15 protein-coding genes are annotated in these 16771 nt (G+C 65.1%); 4 read left to right on the top strand and 11 right to left on the bottom strand.

Features of this window, described 5'->3' with window-relative positions; all coding sequences use genetic code 11:
- The 5 genes from rodA to ACI48I_RS09145 form a co-directional block, all read right to left on the bottom strand.
- Positions 1-1116: a rod shape-determining protein RodA gene (rodA, locus tag ACI48I_RS09165; protein ID WP_193687195.1), complete on the bottom strand. Its 1116-nt coding sequence runs from the start codon at positions 1114-1116 to the stop codon at positions 1-3.
- Positions 1117-1119: 3 nt separating this feature from the next.
- Entirely contained in the window at positions 1120-3123 is a 2004-nt protein-coding gene (gene mrdA / locus ACI48I_RS09160; RefSeq protein ID WP_498573993.1) for a penicillin-binding protein 2, read from the bottom strand.
- 45 nt (positions 3124-3168) lie between these two features.
- Entirely contained in the window at positions 3169-3687 is a 519-nt protein-coding gene (gene mreD / locus ACI48I_RS09155; protein WP_193687197.1) for a rod shape-determining protein MreD, read from the bottom strand.
- The gene (mreC, locus tag ACI48I_RS09150; protein WP_498573992.1) at positions 3687-4922 is read right to left on the bottom strand and encodes a rod shape-determining protein MreC; all 1236 of its coding nucleotides are present in this window, start codon (positions 4920-4922) and stop codon (positions 3687-3689) included. Before mreC ends, mreD begins: the two co-directional genes overlap by 1 nt.
- Positions 4923-5027: 105 nt before the next feature.
- Positions 5028-6071, bottom strand: a complete 1044-nt coding sequence (locus ACI48I_RS09145) for a rod shape-determining protein (RefSeq protein WP_193687199.1) — start codon at positions 6069-6071, stop codon at positions 5028-5030.
- A 316-nt stretch (positions 6072-6387) separates the two neighbouring features.
- Between ACI48I_RS09145 and gatC the strand changes: the two genes are divergently transcribed.
- The 3 genes from gatC to gatB are packed head-to-tail and all read left to right on the top strand — an operon-like array spanning position 6388 to position 9699.
- Positions 6388-6687 (top strand): Asp-tRNA(Asn)/Glu-tRNA(Gln) amidotransferase subunit GatC, encoded by a 300-nt coding sequence (gene gatC / locus ACI48I_RS09140; protein WP_193687200.1) that lies wholly within the window; start codon positions 6388-6390, stop codon positions 6685-6687.
- 39 nt (positions 6688-6726) lie between these two features.
- A complete protein-coding gene (gatA, locus tag ACI48I_RS09135; RefSeq protein ID WP_193687201.1) occupies positions 6727-8202 on the top strand; it encodes an Asp-tRNA(Asn)/Glu-tRNA(Gln) amidotransferase subunit GatA in 1476 nt (491 codons plus the stop codon).
- An 18-nt stretch (positions 8203-8220) separates the two neighbouring features.
- Entirely contained in the window at positions 8221-9699 is a 1479-nt protein-coding gene (gene gatB, locus ACI48I_RS09130) for an Asp-tRNA(Asn)/Glu-tRNA(Gln) amidotransferase subunit GatB (RefSeq protein ID WP_498574524.1), read from the top strand.
- 68 nt (positions 9700-9767) lie between these two features.
- On the opposite strand, the gene ACI48I_RS09125 is transcribed toward gatB, so the two are convergent.
- The 4 genes from ACI48I_RS09125 to ACI48I_RS09110 all read right to left on the bottom strand — a co-directional run bounded on the left by ACI48I_RS09125 (position 9768) and on the right by ACI48I_RS09110 (position 13922).
- Positions 9768-10304 carry a hypothetical protein gene (locus ACI48I_RS09125; protein WP_498573991.1) on the bottom strand — a complete coding sequence of 179 codons (537 nt, stop codon included), beginning with the start codon at positions 10302-10304 and terminating at the stop codon, positions 9768-9770.
- A gap of 33 nt (positions 10305-10337) precedes the next feature.
- Positions 10338-10790 carry a hypothetical protein gene (locus ACI48I_RS09120; protein WP_193687204.1) on the bottom strand — a complete coding sequence of 151 codons (453 nt, stop codon included), beginning with the start codon at positions 10788-10790 and terminating at the stop codon, positions 10338-10340.
- 219 nt (positions 10791-11009) lie between these two features.
- Positions 11010-11672, bottom strand: coding sequence for an orotate phosphoribosyltransferase (gene pyrE / locus ACI48I_RS09115; RefSeq protein ID WP_193687205.1), 663 nt, complete (start codon positions 11670-11672; stop codon positions 11010-11012).
- 72 nt (positions 11673-11744) lie between these two features.
- A complete protein-coding gene (locus ACI48I_RS09110; protein WP_498573990.1) occupies positions 11745-13922 on the bottom strand; it encodes a hybrid sensor histidine kinase/response regulator in 2178 nt (725 codons plus the stop codon).
- Positions 13923-14133: 211 nt separating this feature from the next.
- Between ACI48I_RS09110 and ACI48I_RS09105 the strand changes: the two genes are divergently transcribed.
- Positions 14134-14904 carry an exodeoxyribonuclease III gene (locus ACI48I_RS09105; protein WP_498573989.1) on the top strand — a complete coding sequence of 257 codons (771 nt, stop codon included), beginning with the start codon at positions 14134-14136 and terminating at the stop codon, positions 14902-14904.
- On the opposite strand, the gene ACI48I_RS09100 is transcribed toward ACI48I_RS09105, so the two are convergent.
- Positions 14905-15828, bottom strand: a complete 924-nt coding sequence (locus ACI48I_RS09100) for a pseudouridine synthase (RefSeq protein ID WP_498573988.1) — start codon at positions 15826-15828, stop codon at positions 14905-14907.
- A 13-nt stretch (positions 15829-15841) separates the two neighbouring features.
- The gene (locus tag ACI48I_RS09095; protein ID WP_193687209.1) at positions 15842-16726 is read right to left on the bottom strand and encodes a M48 family metallopeptidase; all 885 of its coding nucleotides are present in this window, start codon (positions 16724-16726) and stop codon (positions 15842-15844) included.
- Positions 16727-16771: the final 45 nt, after the last annotated feature.

Below are 16771 nucleotides of genomic sequence, written 5' to 3'. Positions count from 1 at the left end.
TTATGTCTGCACCAGTTTCCGGTGCCTTTGTATGCTCATCAATATGCCGGCGCCGAGGCCCAGTGTGATGAACGCGGTGCCGCCATAGCTCATGAACGGCAAGGGCACGCCCACCACGGGCAGGATGCCGCTCACCATGCCCATGTTGACAAAGGCATACGTGAAGAAAATCATCGTGATCGCGCCGGCCAGCAGCCGCGAGAACAGATTCGGTGCGTTCGCCGCGATCATCATGCCGCGGCCGATCAGCAGCAGATAGATTACCAAAAGAAATAGGTTGCCGACCAGTCCAAATTCTTCCGAATACACCGAGAACAGGAAGTCGGTCGTCTGTTCGGGCACGAATTCGAGCTGGCCTTGCGTGCCTTTTCCATAACCTTTGCCCATCACGCCGCCCGAGCCGATCGCGATGGTCGACTGGATGATGTGGAAGCCCTTGCCGAGCGGGTCGGAGGTCGGATCGATCAGCGTCATGATGCGTTCGCGCTGGTAGTCGTGCATCATCGACCAGGCCACCGGCAGGCAGGCCGCGCCGCCCACGGCCAGCCCGATCAGCACCTTCCACGACAGGCCGGCCAGGAAAATGACGTAGAAGCCGGAGGCGCCGACCAGCAGCGCCGTGCCGAGGTCGGGCTGCTTGGCGATCAGCGCGAAAGGCACGACCAGCAGCACCGCCGCCACCGCGAACGACTTCCAGCTGCCGATCTTGGCGCGGTTCTGGAAATACCAGGCCAGCATCAGCGGCGTCGCGATCTTCATGATCTCGGAAGGCTGGATGTCGACGCCCACGTGCAGCCAGCGCCGCGCGCCCTTCTTGATGATGCCGAATGCCGCCACCGCAATGAGCAGCGTGACGCCGAAGGTGTACACCGGCACCGCCAGGCGCATCAGCGTTTGCGGCGGCACCAGGGCCGCCAGCCACATGACGACGAAGGCGAGCAGGAAGTTGCGCATCTGCGCTTCGACGCGGCCCGGGAATTCGGCGCCGGCCGAGGACATCGTGATCACGCTCGTGGTCAGCAGCATGAACAGGACCATGGCGAGCGGCCAGTCGAAGACGGTGAAATACGGCTTCAGCCGGCGGCTGAGGGAACGCCGCTCCGGATAATAGGCCATCTGTTACTCCTTGGTGGTGGCGGGCGCGGTCAGCGCGGCCGAGCCCGCGGTCGGTGCAGCCGGCGCCGCGGCCCTGGGCGCCTGTTTGACGGCGGCCGCGGTGACGACCGGCTTGGCGCCGGGCGCGCCTTCGTCCGGCTTCGGCGGCGGCGGACGCTTGCCGAGCAGGTAATAGTCGAGCGCTTTGCGCGCGATCGGCGCCGCCGTCGCTGCGCCGAAGCCCGCGTTCTCGACCACCAGCGCGATCGCGATGCGCGGCTTGTCGGCCGGTGCGAATGCCGTGAACAGGGCGTTGTCGCGATGGCGCTCGTCGATCGCATGGGCGTTGTATTTGCCGCCCTTCAGGCCGATCACCTGGGCCGTACCGGTCTTGCCGGCCGCGACATAGCCGGCGTTGGCAAATGCCCGCGCGCCGGTGCCGCCCGCTTCGGTGGTCACGCCCACCATCGCCTGCTTGATGAAGTCGATGTTCTCCTGCTTGAGCGGGATGCGGCGGCTTTCCTTCGGCACGGTGAGCGTGCGCTGGCGCGTGGCGCCGTCCTCGATCAGTTTTACCAGGTGCGGCTTCATCACGACGCCGTTGTTGGCGAGGTTGGCCACCGCGTGCGCCAGCTGGATGATGGTGTAGTTGTTAAAGCCCTGGCCGATGCTGATCGAGATCGTGTCGCCGCCGACCCACTTCTGCGCCGCGCGGTTCTTCTTGAAGCGCTCGGCCTTCCACTCCTTCGAGGGCAGGACACCGACCTTTTCGTGCTCGAGGTCGATGCCGGTCTGGGAGCCGAAGCCGAAGGGCGCCATGAAGTCATGGATGGCGTCGATCCCGAGGTCGTTGCCGAGCTGGTAGTAATAGGTGTCGCACGAGACCACGACCGAACGATGCAGGTCGACATAGCCGTGCCCGCCCTTGACGTCGTCGTTGAAGCGGTGCCCGCCGAGCGTGAAGAAACCGGGATCCATGATGCCGTGGCTCTTGCTGCGTTTGCCCAGCTCGAGCGCGGCCAGCGCCATGAAGGGCTTGAAGGTCGAGCCGGGCGGATAGGTGCCCGACAGCGGACGGTTCATCAGCGGTTTATCGAGCGAGGTATTCAGCTCGTTCCAGCTCTGGCTGTCGATGCCGTCGACGAACAGGTTCGGGTCGAAGCCCGGACGCGAGACATAGGCCAGCACGTCGCCGGTTTCGGGATCGATGGCGACAAAGGCGCCGCGCTGGTCGCCGAAGGCTTCCTCGACCACCTTCTGCAGTTCGATGTCGACCGACAGGATCAGGTTGCTGCCCGGGACCGGAGGCCGGCGCGACAGCGTGCGGATCGCGCGCCCGCCGGCCGAGCGCTCGACCTCTTCGTAGCCAGTGGTGCCGTGCAGGTAGCGCTCGTATTTCTTCTCGAGGCCTTCCTTGCCGATGTAGTCGGTGCCGTTGTAGTTGGCGGCGTCGTCGCCTTCCTCGATCGCCTCGGCTTCGCGCGTGTTGATGCGGCCGATGTAGCCGACCACGTGCGAGGCGATCTCGCCCAGCGGGTACTGGCGGAACAGGCGGGCCTGCACCTCGACGCCAGGGAAGCGGAAGCGCTGGGCGGTGAAGCGCGCCACCTCGTCGTCGGTGAGCCTCGTGCGCAGCGGCACGCTGGCGAAGCTGCGCGACTCTTCCAGCAGGCGCTTGAAGCGCTTGCGGTCCTTCGGCTCGATCGACACCAGCCTCGCCAGCTCGTCGATCACCGAGTCCATGCTGGCCTGCAGTTTCGAGGGCGTGATCTCGAGCGTATAGGCGGAGTAATTACGCGCCAGGACCACGCCGTTGCGGTCGACGATCAGGCCGCGGTTCGGCACGATCGGCACCAGCGCGATGCGGTTGTCTTCGGCCTGGGCATGGTATTTGTCGTGCTGGACGACCTGCAGCCAGACGAAGCGCGCCACCAGGGCGCCGAAGCAGAGGAAGACCATCACCACCAGCACCGTCAGGCGCAGGCGGAAGCGGTGGATCTCGCGGTCGCTGTCTTTAATTTCGGTCATTACTGCTCAGTCATTACTGCGCTCGGTCATCGTGCGGCTGGGCCATCAGATCGGGCGGGTGTGGTCGCGGTCCACGGCGCGGCGCTGCGGCGCCAGCAGCAGCCAGGTGATGACCGGCCACAGGGCGACCGCGACCGCGCTTTCGATGAAATGCAGCCAGCCGGGGAAGCGGCCGGTGGCGAAGAAGTGCACGAAGGACTGGATCGCCTGCGCCAGCAGCAGCAGCGGGAACACGTGCATGGCCTGGGTCAGCACCGGGAACCACAGCACGCGGCGGTGGATCATCGTGGCGACGTACGACAGCAGCGTATAGGCCAGCGCGTTCTCGCCCAGCAGCGTGGCGTCGTGCACGTCCATCAGCAGGCCCATGGCAAAGGCGACGCCGATGCCGACCTTTCGCGGCTGGTGGATGCCCCAGAAGACCAGCACCAGCGCCACGAAATCGGGGGCGCCGGTCCACTGGCCCCAGGGCAGCAGGTTGAGCATGAAGGCGCAGGTCAGGCTGAACGCGATGAACAGCGGGCTGACCGGCAGCAGGATGTAGTTGGGACGTGCTCCGGGCATTACGCGCCCTCCTTGCGTGGCGCAGGCACAGGCTGCGTGGCCGTTGTTTTTGCAGCCGGTGCGGCCGTGGTTGTTGGCGGCGCGGCCGGATGCGCAGCGCCGGTTGCGGCGGGTGGCGTGCCGGTCGCGGCGGGCGGCGTGGCCGCTGGCGCAGCGGCCGGCCTGACACCCGGATGCTGCGCGCCGGCGGGCGCGGGAACGGTGGCGGCGGGCGCAGGCGCGGCAGGTGCGGCCGCGCCGGTCCCGGCCGGGCTGTTGGCGCCGGGCTGGGTCGGCAGGCCCTGCGCCGTCAGCGGAGCAGCCGCCAGCGGCGGCACCGGCACCGGGTCCATCTTCGGCAGGTTACGGCGGCTGGCGCCGTGCGCCGGCGGCACCGGCGGTTCGGCCGGGCGCGGCGCGCGCGCCGCGCCCGACATCACGATCAGCAGCTGGCGGTTGCGGTCGATGCCGCCGAGCGGCTGGCAGACCACGCGCCCGAAAGCGCCGGCGGCCACCTTCTCGACCTGCATGACTTTCGCCACGGCGAGGCCGGCCGGATACATGCCGTCCAGGCCCGAGGTGACGATTACGTCGCCGACCTGGATGTCGGCGTCGGGTGCGACAAAACGCAGGTCGAGCAGCCCGGAGCGCCCGCGGCCATAGGCGATGCTGCGCAGGCCCGAGCGCAGCACCTGCACCGGAATCGCCTGCTCCTTGTCGGTCAGCAGGGTCACTTCCGAGGTGAACGGGAAGACGCGGGTCACCTGGCCGATGACGCCGGCGTTGTCGATCACCGGCAGCCCGAGCTGCACGCCGTTGCGGGTACCGCGATCGAGCACGATGCGGCGGGTCGACGGGTCGCGCGCGTCGTACAGGATCTCGCCCATGATCGACGCCACCGGCAGGTACTCGCGCGCCTCCAGCAGGCGCCGCAGGTGAGCGTTCTCGGCCATCTGGAGCTGGGCCTGCTGCATGGCCTGGGCCTGGGCCACCTGCTGGTTCTTCAGGTCGCGCACTTCGTTCTGCAGGCTCGACAGCGAGGAAAAATAGCCGCCCATGCTGGAGACGGCGTCGCGCGGCATGAGCGCGGCCATCTGCAGCGGATAGAGTACGGTGGCGGCGACCTGGCGCACGGTGTTCAATACGTGCATGTGGGCGTCGACCACCAGCAGCGCCAGCGACAAGATCGCGAACACCGTCACCTTCACCCGCGCTGGGGCGCCCTGTTTGAAAAGCGGCGGAGGACTGTAATCCATGGATTTCAATAATGGCGGATAAGCCGCCCGGAATCAGCGCAGGCAGGCGGCCGGTATTGCACCGGCGGCCTGCCCAGGGTCTTGCACCATCGAGCCGGCGGCTGTTTACTCGTACGAGAAAATGGAGCCCAGCTTGTCATTGTGTTCCAGCGCCATGCCCGAGCCGCGCACCACGCAGGTGAGCGGGTCTTCGGCGACCAGTACCGGCAGGCCGGTCTCTTCCATCAGGAGGCGATCGAGGTCGCGCAGCAGTGCGCCGCCGCCGGTCAGCATCATGCCCTTCTCGGCGATGTCGGCGCCCAGTTCCGGCGGGGTCTGCTCGAGGGCGTTCTTCACCGCCGAGACGATGTTGTTCAGCGGGTCGGTCAGCGCTTCCAGGATCTCGTTCGACGAGATCGTGAACGCGCGCGGGATGCCTTCGGACAGGTTGCGGCCCTTGACTTCCATTTCCTTCACTTCCGAACCAGGGAAGGCCGAACCGATGGCCTTCTTGATCGCTTCCGCGGTCTGTTCGCCGATCAGCATGCCGTAGTTGCGGCGGATGTAGTTGACGATGGCTTCGTCGAACTTGTCGCCGCCGACGCGCACCGAACCTTTATACACCATGCCGCCCAGCGAGATGATACCCACTTCCGTGGTGCCGCCGCCGATGTCGACCACCATCGAGCCGGTCGCGTCCGACACCGGCAGGCCGGCACCAAGCGCGGCAGCCATCGGCTCTTCGATCAGGAACACCTGCGAGGCGCCGGCGCCGAGCGCCGATTCGCGGATCGCGCGGCGCTCGACCTGGGTCGAACCGCAAGGCACGCAGATGATGATGCGCGGCGACGGACGGAAGAACTTCGAGTCGTGCACCATGCGGATGAACTGCTTGAGCATCTCTTCGGTGACGGTGAAGTCGGCGATGACGCCGTCCTTCATCGGGCGGATCGCCTCGATATTGCCCGGCACCTTGCCCAGCATCTGCTTGGCCTTCTTGCCGACCGCCTGGATCGTCTTCTTGCCGTTCGGGCCGCCCTGCTGGCGGATCGCAACGACCGATGGCTCGTCCAGCACGATGCCCTGGCCGCGCACATAGATCAGCGTGTTGGCGGTACCCAGGTCGATGGCCAGGTCGTTCGAGAAGTAACTGCGTAAAGAACCAAACATGTGTGTCCTGATGCGCGAAACCGCGCCTTAAAATTTGATCGGGAGTCCTCGCCGCCCCGGCCCTGACTGCGCCCTGCGGTCTTTTCATGCCGGGGCCGCGCTCATTCGGCGCCGACCACGCATTAGCCCGCCATTCTACCTTATAATTTACCGATTAAACGTTGAAAACAGGGGGTTTTACCCCCCAGTTCCCAGAGCGAGATCGACGGTATTAGCAAGGTTTTATCGACCGTAGCACGCTGTTCAACAGCCTGCAGCCTCACTCCGTTGTCCGCCCAACCACATTTTGAACGCGGCCCGCGCCGCGCTTTTTGCCATGTCCCTGACTCTTTCAGACGTAAAACGCATCGCCAACCTGGCGCAGCTCGAGATGGACGATGCCCACGCCGAGACCGCACTGGGCGAGTTGAACGGCATCTTCGCCCTGGCCGAACAGATGCAGGCGGTCGACACCAGCGGTGTTGCGCCGTTGTCGCATCCGATCGCCGCGATCATGGCGCTGCCGCTGCGCCTGCGCGACGACGTGGTCACCGAAGAAAACCGCCGCGACGACTATCAGGCGCCCGCGCCGAAAGCCCAGGACGGCCTGTACCTGGTGCCGAAGGTCATCGAGTAAACCGCTTCCACGAACACGTATTTACGGAACTTAGGCACCATGCATAACAAGACCATCAAAGAACTGTCCGCGCTGCTGCAGGCGAAGCAGGTGTCCTCCACCGAGCTCACCCGCCACTTCCTCGACCGCATCGCAGCGAGCGGCCACAACGCCTTCCTGCACGTGGACCCGGCCCTGTCGCTGGCCCAGGCCGCCGCCGCCGATGCCCGCATCGCCGAAGGCAGCGCCGGCCCCCTGACCGGCGTGCCGATCGCCCATAAGGATATCTTCGTCACGCGCGACTGGCGCACGACTGCCGGCTCGAAGATGCTGGCCAACTACGTCAGCCCCTTCGACGCCACCGTGGTCGACCGCTTCAATGCGGCCGGCATGGTCACGCTCGGCAAGGTGAACTGCGACGAATTCGCGATGGGCTCGGCGAACGAGAACTCCGCCTTCGGCCCGGTGAAGAACCCATGGGATGCGCTGGCCGTGCCGGGCGGCTCCTCGGGCGGCTCGGCCGCCGCGATCGCCGCGCGCCTGGCGCCGGCCGCGACCGCCACCGACACCGGCGGCTCGATCCGCCAGCCGGCCGCCTTCTGCGGCGTCACCGGCATCAAGCCGACCTATGGCCGCGTCTCGCGCTTCGGCATGATCGCCTTCGCTTCCTCGCTCGACCAGGGCGGCCCGATGGCGCAGACGGCGGAAGACTGCGCCCTGCTGCTGAACGAAATGGTCGGCCACGACGTGCGCGACTCGACCAGCCTGACGCCCGAACAAGGCAACCTGCACGAAGATTTTACGCGCGACCTGGACAAGCCATTGAACGGCCTGCGCATCGGCGTGCCTTCCGAATACTTCGGCGAAGGCCTGGCCGCCGACGTGGAAAGCGCCGTGCGCGCCGCGCTCGATCAATTCGTGGCACTGGGCGCCGTGCTGGTCGATATTTCGCTGCCGAAGACGGCGCTGTCGATCCCGACCTACTACATCATTGCCCCGGCCGAGGCCTCCTCGAACCTGTCGCGCTTCGACGGCGTGCGCTACGGCCACCGCGCCAGCGAGTACAAGGACCTGGCGGAGATGTACAAGAAAACCCGCGCCGAAGGTTTCGGCCGCGAAGTCCAGCGCCGCATCATGGTCGGCACCTATGTGCTCTGCCATGGCTACTACGACGCCTACTACGTGCAGGCGCAAAAGATCCGCCGCCTGATCGCCGACGACTTCCAGGCCGCGTTCGCCGACAAGTGCGACGTGATCATGGGCCCGGTGGCGCCGACCGTCGCCTGGGACGCGGGTTCGAAGACCAACGACCCGGTCGCCAACTACCTGGCCGACATTTTTACTTTGTCGACCAGCCTGGCCGGCCTGCCCGGCATGTCGATCCCCTGCGGTTTCGGCAGCGGCGAGAAGAATGAAAAACGTCCGGTCGGCCTGCAAATCATCGGCAACTACTTCAGCGAAGCGAAGCTGCTGAACGTCGCCCACCAGTACCAGCTGGCGACCGACTGGCACCAGCGCGCGCCTGAAGGCGTCTAACCGTCACGCCCGCACAGAATACAAAGAGAGAACACCATGCAATGGGAAGTCGTCATCGGTCTTGAGAACCACGTCCAGCTCACGACCAATTCGAAAATCTTCAGCGGCAGCTCGATCCAGTTCGGCGCCGAGCCGAACACGCAGGCGAGCCCCGTGGACCTGGCCCTGCCGGGCGTGCTGCCCGTGATGAACAAGGGCGCCGTCGAGCGCGCGATCCGCTTCGGCCTGGCGGTCGGCGCGAAGATCGCGCCGCAATCGGTCTTCGCCCGTAAAAACTATTTTTATCCGGACCTGCCGAAGGGCTACCAGATCAGCCAGTTCGAAGACCCCGTGGTCCAGGGCGGCACGATCACCTTCGGCTACGAGAAGGACGGCAAGCTGGAGACGAAGACCGTCAACCTGACCCGGGCCCACCTCGAGGAAGACGCCGGCAAATCGCTGCACGAGGACTACGCCGGCATGACCGGCATCGACCTGAACCGCGCCGGCACGCCGCTGCTCGAGATCGTCTCCGAACCGGAAATGCGCAGCGCGAACGAGGCCGTGGCCTATGCCAAGGCCCTGCACGGCCTGGTCATGTGGCTGGGCGTCTGCGACGGCAACATGCAGGAAGGTTCCTTCCGCTGCGACGTCAACGTCTCCGTGCGTCCGCTGGGCCAGCAGGAATTCGGCACCCGCTGCGAGATCAAGAACCTGAACTCCTTCCGCTTCATGGAAGAGGCGATCCACTACGAAGTGCGGCGCCAGATCGAGCTGATCGAAGACGGCGGCAAGGTCCAGCAGGCTACGCGCCTGTGGGACCCGGACCGCAAGGAAACCCGCGCCATGCGCTCGAAAGAGGACGCGCAGGACTACCGCTATTTCCCGGACCCGGACCTGCCGCCGCTGATGATCGACGAGGACTGGATCGAGCGCGTGCGCGCCGACATGCCGGAACTGCCGGAAGCCATGCGCAAGCGCTTCACCGGCGACTACGGCCTGCCGGAATACGACGCCCTGATCCTCACCTCCTCGCAAGGCATGGCGGCCTATTACGAAGCCGTCGTCGCGAAAGCCGGCAAGGAAAACGCCAAGGCGATCGCCAACTGGATGATGGGTGATGTGTCCTCGACCCTGAACCGCGAAGGCGTCGACATCCTCGACTCGCCGGTCGAGGCGTCGCAGCTGGCGCTGCTGATCCGCCGCATCGCCGACGGCACGATCTCGAACAAGGCCGGCAAGGAAGTGTTCGCGGCGATGTGGGAAGCCAAATCCCTCGACGAGAACCTGGCCGACATCGTCATCGAACAAAAAGGGCTGAAGCAGATTTCGGACACGGGCGCGCTGGAAGCGATCGTGGACGAGGTGCTGGCGGCAAATGCGAAATCGGTCGAGCAGTACCGCGCCGGCAAGGAAGCGGCGATCAACGCGCTGATCGGCCAGACCATGAAGGCCTCGAAGGGCAAGGCGAATCCGGCGCAGGTGACGGAGCTGCTCAAGAAGAAACTGGCGGGCTGAGTCAGCTGGTATCGATAAAAAAACCGGAGCATGCTCCGGTTTTTTTTATTGCCGATCCAGACGATGGATCACAGATTGGCCGCGCCGATGCGCTCTAGGCCGATGCTGATGTTTTTCTTGATCGCGCCGGCGATCGACATCTTCGCGCGTTCGGCGCCGACGAAGGCTTCGCTGCCGCCGGTGGTGTGCTCCGTCTTGATCGCCTCCTGCCACACGACCGCGCCGGTGTCGGCACGCTTGAGCGTCCAGCCGGCTTCCACCTTGGACGTCATCGCGATGCCAAACGATGGGGTCTCGAGGTTAAAGACCTGCACACTGAGCTGGTAGTCCGCGCCCGCGTTCTTGACGTCCGCGAAGGCTTTCGAGGAGACGATGGCGTCGCTCAGCGCGGCGCGCAATTCGGCCTCGGTGATCAATGCCGCCAGCGGCGAGCTCGGCATTGGCATGGTCGTCACGGTCACCGATTGCGGATGCTGCTTAGCCAGTTTCACCGGCGCCGGGGTCAATTCCTGGTGCGTCATCTGCGAAGCGCAGCCGGTCAGCGTGGCCACTGCCAGGAGAGCCGGCAGCAGCAGGAAACGGCGCGCGATGGAAATCATATTCATGTTCATGTTCAGGCCTCGATATAAAAGTGGGATTTACTTCTTCGGTGCGGATTGAATATTGGCCAGGACTTCCTCGACCATTTCGTCCGGCGATTTGCGCGTCAGGGAGGTATGCAGCGAGTTACCGGTCGCGATCGGGAAATTCGATTTCGGATCGCGGAAGTTAATCGTCAGCTCGATCATGTACATCGTGATGTCCCACATCCATTTATCGATATAGGTCACCGAAATGTCGGTGGCATAGGGCGTCGGCATTTCCGGCCCGGTAGTCACGACATAACCCTTGCTTTCGAGCTTGGTCTTGATGAGCTGGTTGATGTTGTTTTTATCCTTGTCGTGCTTGACCACATAAGCGGTCTTGATTGCCGACAGGTCGGCGCCCGGCGACAAGGTGGCGCTGGCGCGGTTGACGGCGCAGCCGGTCATCAGGGACATGATCCCGACCACGGCCAGGACGGGAATGAGGCGTTTTACTGCTGAAAACATGTTGAATCCCTCTAAGAATTGCCCTGTAGCCGGGCGGATTATTTTAGTTCTCTGCCGACAACACATTCTGCAAAGAAATTCGATTATATTCTTTTAGCAATATTATTTGCGCACCCGGGATCATTATTTTTTTATAAGCGGCAGACGCTCGCCCAAATAAAAAAACCGGAGCGCCGCTCCGGTTTTTATCGATACCTCGTTGTTTCAGGCTTTAGCGCATCAGATCCCGTAACGCGTGCGATACGCCGCCACCGCATCCTTGTGCTGGCCCAGTTCGGCGCCGGCGCCCTCGCCCGACAAATAAGTAAACAGGTCGTCCAGGCTGGCGATCGAGATCACGGGAATGCCGAACTCGCGCGCCACTTCCTGCACGGCCGAGTTTTCCGACAATGCGCCATCCTTGCCCGAGCGCTCCATGCGGTCGAGCGCGATCAGGACGGCGGCCGGTTCCGCGCCGGCGGCGCGGATCATCGCGACCGATTCGCGCACCGAGGTGCCGGCCGAGATCACGTCGTCGACGATGACGACTTTGCCTTTCAGGCCGGCGCCGACGATGGTGCCGCCTTCGCCGTGGTCCTTGGCTTCCTTGCGGTTGTAGGCGTATTGGGTGTTGCGGCCCTTGTCGGCCAGGGCAACGGCGGTGGCGCTGGCCAGGGTGATGCCCTTGTAGGCGGGGCCGAACAGCATGTCGAATTCGACGCCGGAGTCGAGCAGGGTCTGGGCGTAGAAGCGGGCCAGCTGGCCGAGGGTGGCGCCGTCGTGGAACAGGCCGGCATTGAAGAAGTACGGCGAGAGCCGTCCGGCCTTGGTCGTGAATTGACCGAATTTCAATACTCCGGTCTCGACCGAAAACGCAATAAACTCCTGGCGCAGATTGTTCACGCAGCTCTCCCTGTATTCGAAAGCCCGTATTTTAATCTGCGCCGGGCCTGACGACGACAAGCGGCGCCGTTTTCAGTCCTCGGCCAGGCGCGCTACCTGGTCGGGCGTGATCGGTTTCACCAGGTGGCGCTCGAAGCCGGCGGCCTCGCTACGCGCCTTGTCGGCATCCTGGCCGTAGCCCGACAGCGCGATCAGGCGGCACGGGTGCTCGCCCAGCAGCGCGCGCAGGCGCGTGCCCAGTTCGTAGCCGTCGAGGACCGGCAGGCCGATGTCGAGCACCGCGATGTCCGGCCGCATGCGCGTGGCCGCACCCAGCGCGCTGGCGGGGTCGTGGAAGACCTCGACCGCATGACCGTAGGCGCCCAGCAGCATGCCGAGGGTCTCGGCCGCATCGACGTTGTCGTCGACGACCATGATGCGGCGTCCCGTCGCCGGCGCCGGCGGCGCGGCGGCCGGTTCGTCCGCGCTTGCCGGGGCCACCGCGTGCACCGGCAGGCGCACGACGAATTCGCTGCCGCAGCCCGGTCCCGCGCTGTGCGCCTCGACCGTGCCGCCGTGCAGTTCGACGATATTTTTCACCAGGGCCAGCCCGATCCCGAGGCCGCCTTCGACGCGGTCGACGCTGCGCTTACCCTGGAAGAACAGGCCGAAGACCTGGGACAACATCTCGGGCGCGAGGCCGATGCCGTTATCGCGCACGCCGATGCGCAGCCAGCCGGCGCCATCGCGGCGCGCCGACAGCGTGACCGCGCCACCGTTGTCGGTGTAGCGCGCGGCATTGGTGAGCAGGTTCGAGACCACCTGCGCCAGGCGCGTCGGGTCGCCCTCCCACTCCATGCCCTGCTCGACCTCGACGGACAAGTGGTGGCCGCGCTGCTCCAGCAGCGGGCCGGCCATCTCGACCGCCTTGGCCAGCGGAGCGGCGATGTCGCCGCGTTCCGATTTCAGTTCGATCTGGCCGCGCGTGGCGCGCGCCACGTCCATCAGGTCGTCCACCAGGCGCACCAGGTGCTCGACCTGGCGCTCGATGATCTCGCGTTCGCGCAGGGCGCTCGGCTCGGCGCGCATGCGCATCAGCTGCAAGGCGGTGACGATCGGCGACAGCGGATTGCGCAGCTCGTGCCCGAGCATGGCGAGGAATTCGTCTTTCGTGCGGTTGGCGCTGGTGAGTTCCTCGATCAGGCGCTCGCGCTCGGCGCTGGCACGCTCCAGGCGGGCCAGGGCTTCGTCGCGCTGGTGGCGTTCGGTGGCGTCGCGCGTGAAGCAACGGGTGTAGCGCAGCTTGCCGTCCTCGAAGCAGCCGTTCGAATGGATCAGCACGTGCTTGACCGAGCCGTCCTTGCAGCGCAGGCGCGCCGGCTGGTCGATCAGGGTGCCGCCCGCGCACAGGGTCGCGAGGATGCCGTCGATGACGTCGGCATCGACGTGGAACTCGGCGATGTGGCGCCCGACGTATTCTTCCCAGCGGTAGCCGAGCATCTGCAATTCCGCCTTGTTGGCCCACAGGATGGTGCCGTCGGCGCCGACCCGGTGCAAGCCCTCGGCCGCGTTCTCGACGAAATCGGCGAGTTCCTGTTCGCGCCGCTGCAGGGCGCGCTCGGCTTCCTGGCGGCGCGCCACCTCGGCGTCCAGCGCCATCGCCTTGCGCTCCAGCCTGGCCAGGTGGAGGGGTTGACCCATCACGTCGTGCAGCGCGCCGGCCGGGTTGTGGCTGCAGGCATGCTGGTGCTCGGCACAGACCTGGTCGAACTGGGCGGCGAATTCGGCGTTCGGGAAAGCCTGCCACGGATAGGCGCAGAACAGGGAAAAGCGCACCTCTTCGGACAGCGCGTTCCACAGCTGCTCGAGGCGGATCGCGGCGCTGTAGTTCCCGTCGGCGCACAGCAGGGCGACCATTTCGCCGAAGGCGTGCAGGGTGCCTGCATGTTGCCCAAGCCGGGCCTGCGCCTCGCGAATGACCGCCTTGAAGCGCCCCTCGTCCGGCTGGCCGGCGACCATCAGGCGCTCGAGCGTCGCGCGGGCGTCCAGGAAGACCAGGCGCGCGGCGGCGTCGCCGTGTTTCAGGCCTGCGCGCAAGGCCTGCGCATGCTCGGGTGTCGCGATGACCAGACCGGCGCCGCCGATCGACAAGGCGGCGTCGATGAACCCGGCGACCTCCTCCATCAGGAGGGCGTCGTCGTCGTAGAAACGCACGATATGCGCGTTGTCTTCATGGTTCTCCTGCGGCGCTGCGTCATCGTGAATGAGCACTATCGTCCTTCCTTTGGTTGCCGGCGCAAACTGAATGTGTCCGGCCGTAAGGGTCAAGTTTAACAGAGTCATGCTGAGCAGGAATGCGCCGGGCGCTTTCCGCTGTGCACATCGAGCAACAGGCGATGGCATGCCGGCCATGCGGAAAAGCGCTACACTAGCGCCCTGCCGCATGCTCCCATGCAAGAACTCCACTTCTCTTCTCTGATCCATGCCACGAATTATTTCCGCGAACCTGAACGGCATCCGTTCGGCGCACAAGAAAGGCTTTTTCAACTGGCTGGCGTCGATCGACGCCGACTTCGTCTGCGTACAGGAACTCAAGGCCCAGGAAGCCGACATGACCGAGGAATTCCTCCGTCCGCACGGCTACCACGGCCATTTCCACTACGCCGAAAAGAAGGGTTATTCGGGTACCGGCGTATATAGCCGCCTGGCCCCGGACAACAAGCGCATCGGCTTCGGCTGCCAGGAATTCGATGCCGAAGGGCGCTACACGCGCTGCGACTTCGGCAATCTCACCGTGATCTCGGTGTACTGCCCGTCGGGCTCGTCCTCGCCCGAGCGCCAGCTGGCCAAGTTCCGCTTCATGGAAGTGTTCCTGCCGCACCTGCAGGAGCTGAAGGCCGAAGGCCGCGAAGTCGTCATCTGCGGCGACTGGAACATCGCGCACAAGGAAATCGACCTGAAAAACTGGAAGAGCAACCAGAAGAACTCGGGCTTCCTGCCGGAAGAACGCGCCTGGATGACGCGCCTGTTCGACGAACTGGGCCTGGTCGACGTCCACCGCACGGTGGCGCCGGACGCCGTCGATTACACCTGGTGGAGCAACCGCGGCCAGTCATGGGCGAAGAACGTGGGATGGCGGATCGATTACCACGTCGCCACCCCGGGCATCGCGGCCAAGGCGCATACGGTGTCGGTGTACAAGGACGAGCGGTTCTCGGATCACGCCCCCTTGATCATCGACTACCACCTTTGATTATTCCGGCCAGTCCAGCGTGCGTTCGCTATGGAAGGTACGCTTCTCCCCGCTCAAGGGATCGTCGAAACTGATCGAGCGCGCCAGCAGTTGCAGGGGCGCTGAAAAATCGTCACCCTTGCAGGGCAGCGCCACCGGATAAAAGGCGTCGTTCAGGATCGGCGCGCCCAGGGACGACAAGTGCAGCCGCAGCTGGTGCTTGCGGCCCGTGTGCGGGTGCAGGCGGTAGCGGACGATATCGCCGCGGCGCTCGATCACCTCGATCAGCGTCTCCGAATTCGGCTCGCCCGGCACCTCTTCGCTGACGAAAAACTGGGCCGCGTCCTGCATGCGGCTGCGGTAGGTGAAGGGGAACTCCCTGCCCTCGATCGGCCCGGCCAGCGCCTCGTACACTTTTTTCACCACCCGCTTCTGGAACATCGACTGGTAGCTGCCGCGCGTCTCCAGCTTGTGCGAGAAGATCACGACGCCCGCCGTTTCGCGGTCCAGGCGGTGGATCGGGGTGAGATGCGGCAGCTCCAGTTGCGCTTTCAGGCGCACCAGCAGGGTCTCGTGCAGGAAGCGCCCGGTCGGGATCATCGGCAAAAAATGCGGCTTGTCGACGACCAGCAGGTGCTCGTCCTGGAACAGGATCTTTTCCTTGAACGGGATCGGCGTTTCAAGCTCGTCGAGCTCGCGGTAGTACCAGATGCGCATGCCTTTACGGACGTGGCTGTCCGCTCCAAGTGGCGCCCCAAGGGCGTCGACCACCTCGCCACGCTGCAGCCGCGCGGCCCAGGAGTCGACCGTCACGTCTGGAAAGCGTGCGGCGAGAAAACGCAGCATGCCGCCGGCCAGCGTCTCGGTCAGCCACAGGTAGCTCGGCGCGACGCCGTTACGTACCGGCAGCGGGACATAGGAATTGGCTTCTGCCTGGCGCCCCATCGTACGAGGTCCCTTATTCCAGCGCGACGTTGGTGCGGTAAGGCGGCAGGCGGTTCACGCTGGTGCCCTTGCTGCGCGCGTAGAGCGGCAGCAGCACGTTCATGTGCTGTTCCATGTCCTTGATGCGGGTTGCGCCGCCCGGGTGGGTAGACAGGAATTCCGGCGGCGCGCCCTTGTTCAGCATCGCCATCTTGCGCCACAGCGCCACGCCCGCGCGCGGGTCGTAGCCGGCGCGCGCCGCGATGTCCAGGCCGACGAGGTCCGCCTCGCGTTCCTCGTCGCGCGAGAATTTCAGGACGACACCCTGGCCGATCATGCCGGTCACGGTATTCGTGATGCTCGGGTCGATGCCGAAGATGGCTGCGCCGAGCGCGCCGGCGCCGCGTGCCACCATCGAGGTGATGCCGGATTTCGCCGCACGCTCGCGGCCATGCTCGCGCAGCGCGTGGGCGACCTCGTGGCCGATGATGGCGGCCATTTCGTCGTCCGTCAGTTTCAGCTGGTTGATGATGCCGGTAAAGACGCCAATGCGCCCGCCCGGCATGCAGAAGGCGTTCACCTGGGGCACGTCGAACAGGTTGACTTCCCAGTCCCACTTCTTGGCCGATTCATTCCAGCGCGGCGCATAGGGAATGATGCGCTGGCTGACGGCGCGCACGCGCTTCGTCTGCGGGTCGGTGGCGGGGACCAGGGCGCCCTTCTGCTGTGCTTCCGCGAGCATCGCCTGGTACTGCTGGGCGGCCTGCTCGTCGAGCTGCTCTTCCGGAACAAGGACGCGCACGCGCGAGAGCGGCTTGACGGCGATGCCGTCCTGGACGACTTTTTCCTGGGCGGCCTGCGCGCCGCCGAAGCTGGCGAACAGGGCGAGGCAGAGTGTGAGGTGTTTGAGTTTGTTCATGGTGGTGGCCGGTGTGCTGTTTTTGTCAACAGTATCGTCGCAGAA

The sequence above is a fragment of the Massilia sp. LXY-5 genome (assembly GCF_059801075.1).
This window is presented reverse-complemented; position numbering and strand designations above follow the sequence as displayed.

What these genes read in the sequence shown, in the direction of transcription:
- mrdA (WP_498573993.1), bottom strand. Translation starts at nt 3,123, where the DNA reads ATGACCGAAATTAAAGACAGCGACCGCGAGATCCACCGCTTCCGCCTG.
- mreC (WP_498573992.1), bottom strand. Translation starts at nt 4,922, where the DNA reads ATGGATTACAGTCCTCCGCCGCTTTTCAAACAGGGCGCCCCAGCGCGG.
- ACI48I_RS09095 (WP_193687209.1), bottom strand. Translation starts at nt 16,726, where the DNA reads ATGAACAAACTCAAACACCTCACACTCTGCCTCGCCCTGTTCGCCAGC.
- gatC (WP_193687200.1), top strand. Translation starts at nt 6,388, where the DNA reads ATGTCCCTGACTCTTTCAGACGTAAAACGCATCGCCAACCTGGCGCAG.
- gatA (WP_193687201.1), top strand. Translation starts at nt 6,727, where the DNA reads ATGCATAACAAGACCATCAAAGAACTGTCCGCGCTGCTGCAGGCGAAG.
- ACI48I_RS09105 (WP_498573989.1), top strand. Translation starts at nt 14,134, where the DNA reads ATGCCACGAATTATTTCCGCGAACCTGAACGGCATCCGTTCGGCGCAC.
- mreD (WP_193687197.1), bottom strand. Translation starts at nt 3,687, where the DNA reads ATGCCCGGAGCACGTCCCAACTACATCCTGCTGCCGGTCAGCCCGCTG.
- ACI48I_RS09145 (WP_193687199.1), bottom strand. Translation starts at nt 6,071, where the DNA reads ATGTTTGGTTCTTTACGCAGTTACTTCTCGAACGACCTGGCCATCGAC.
- ACI48I_RS09120 (WP_193687204.1), bottom strand. Translation starts at nt 10,790, where the DNA reads ATGTTTTCAGCAGTAAAACGCCTCATTCCCGTCCTGGCCGTGGTCGGG.
- rodA (WP_193687195.1), bottom strand. Translation starts at nt 1,116, where the DNA reads ATGGCCTATTATCCGGAGCGGCGTTCCCTCAGCCGCCGGCTGAAGCCG.
- ACI48I_RS09100 (WP_498573988.1), bottom strand. Translation starts at nt 15,828, where the DNA reads ATGGGGCGCCAGGCAGAAGCCAATTCCTATGTCCCGCTGCCGGTACGT.
- ACI48I_RS09125 (WP_498573991.1), bottom strand. Translation starts at nt 10,304, where the DNA reads ATGAATATGATTTCCATCGCGCGCCGTTTCCTGCTGCTGCCGGCTCTC.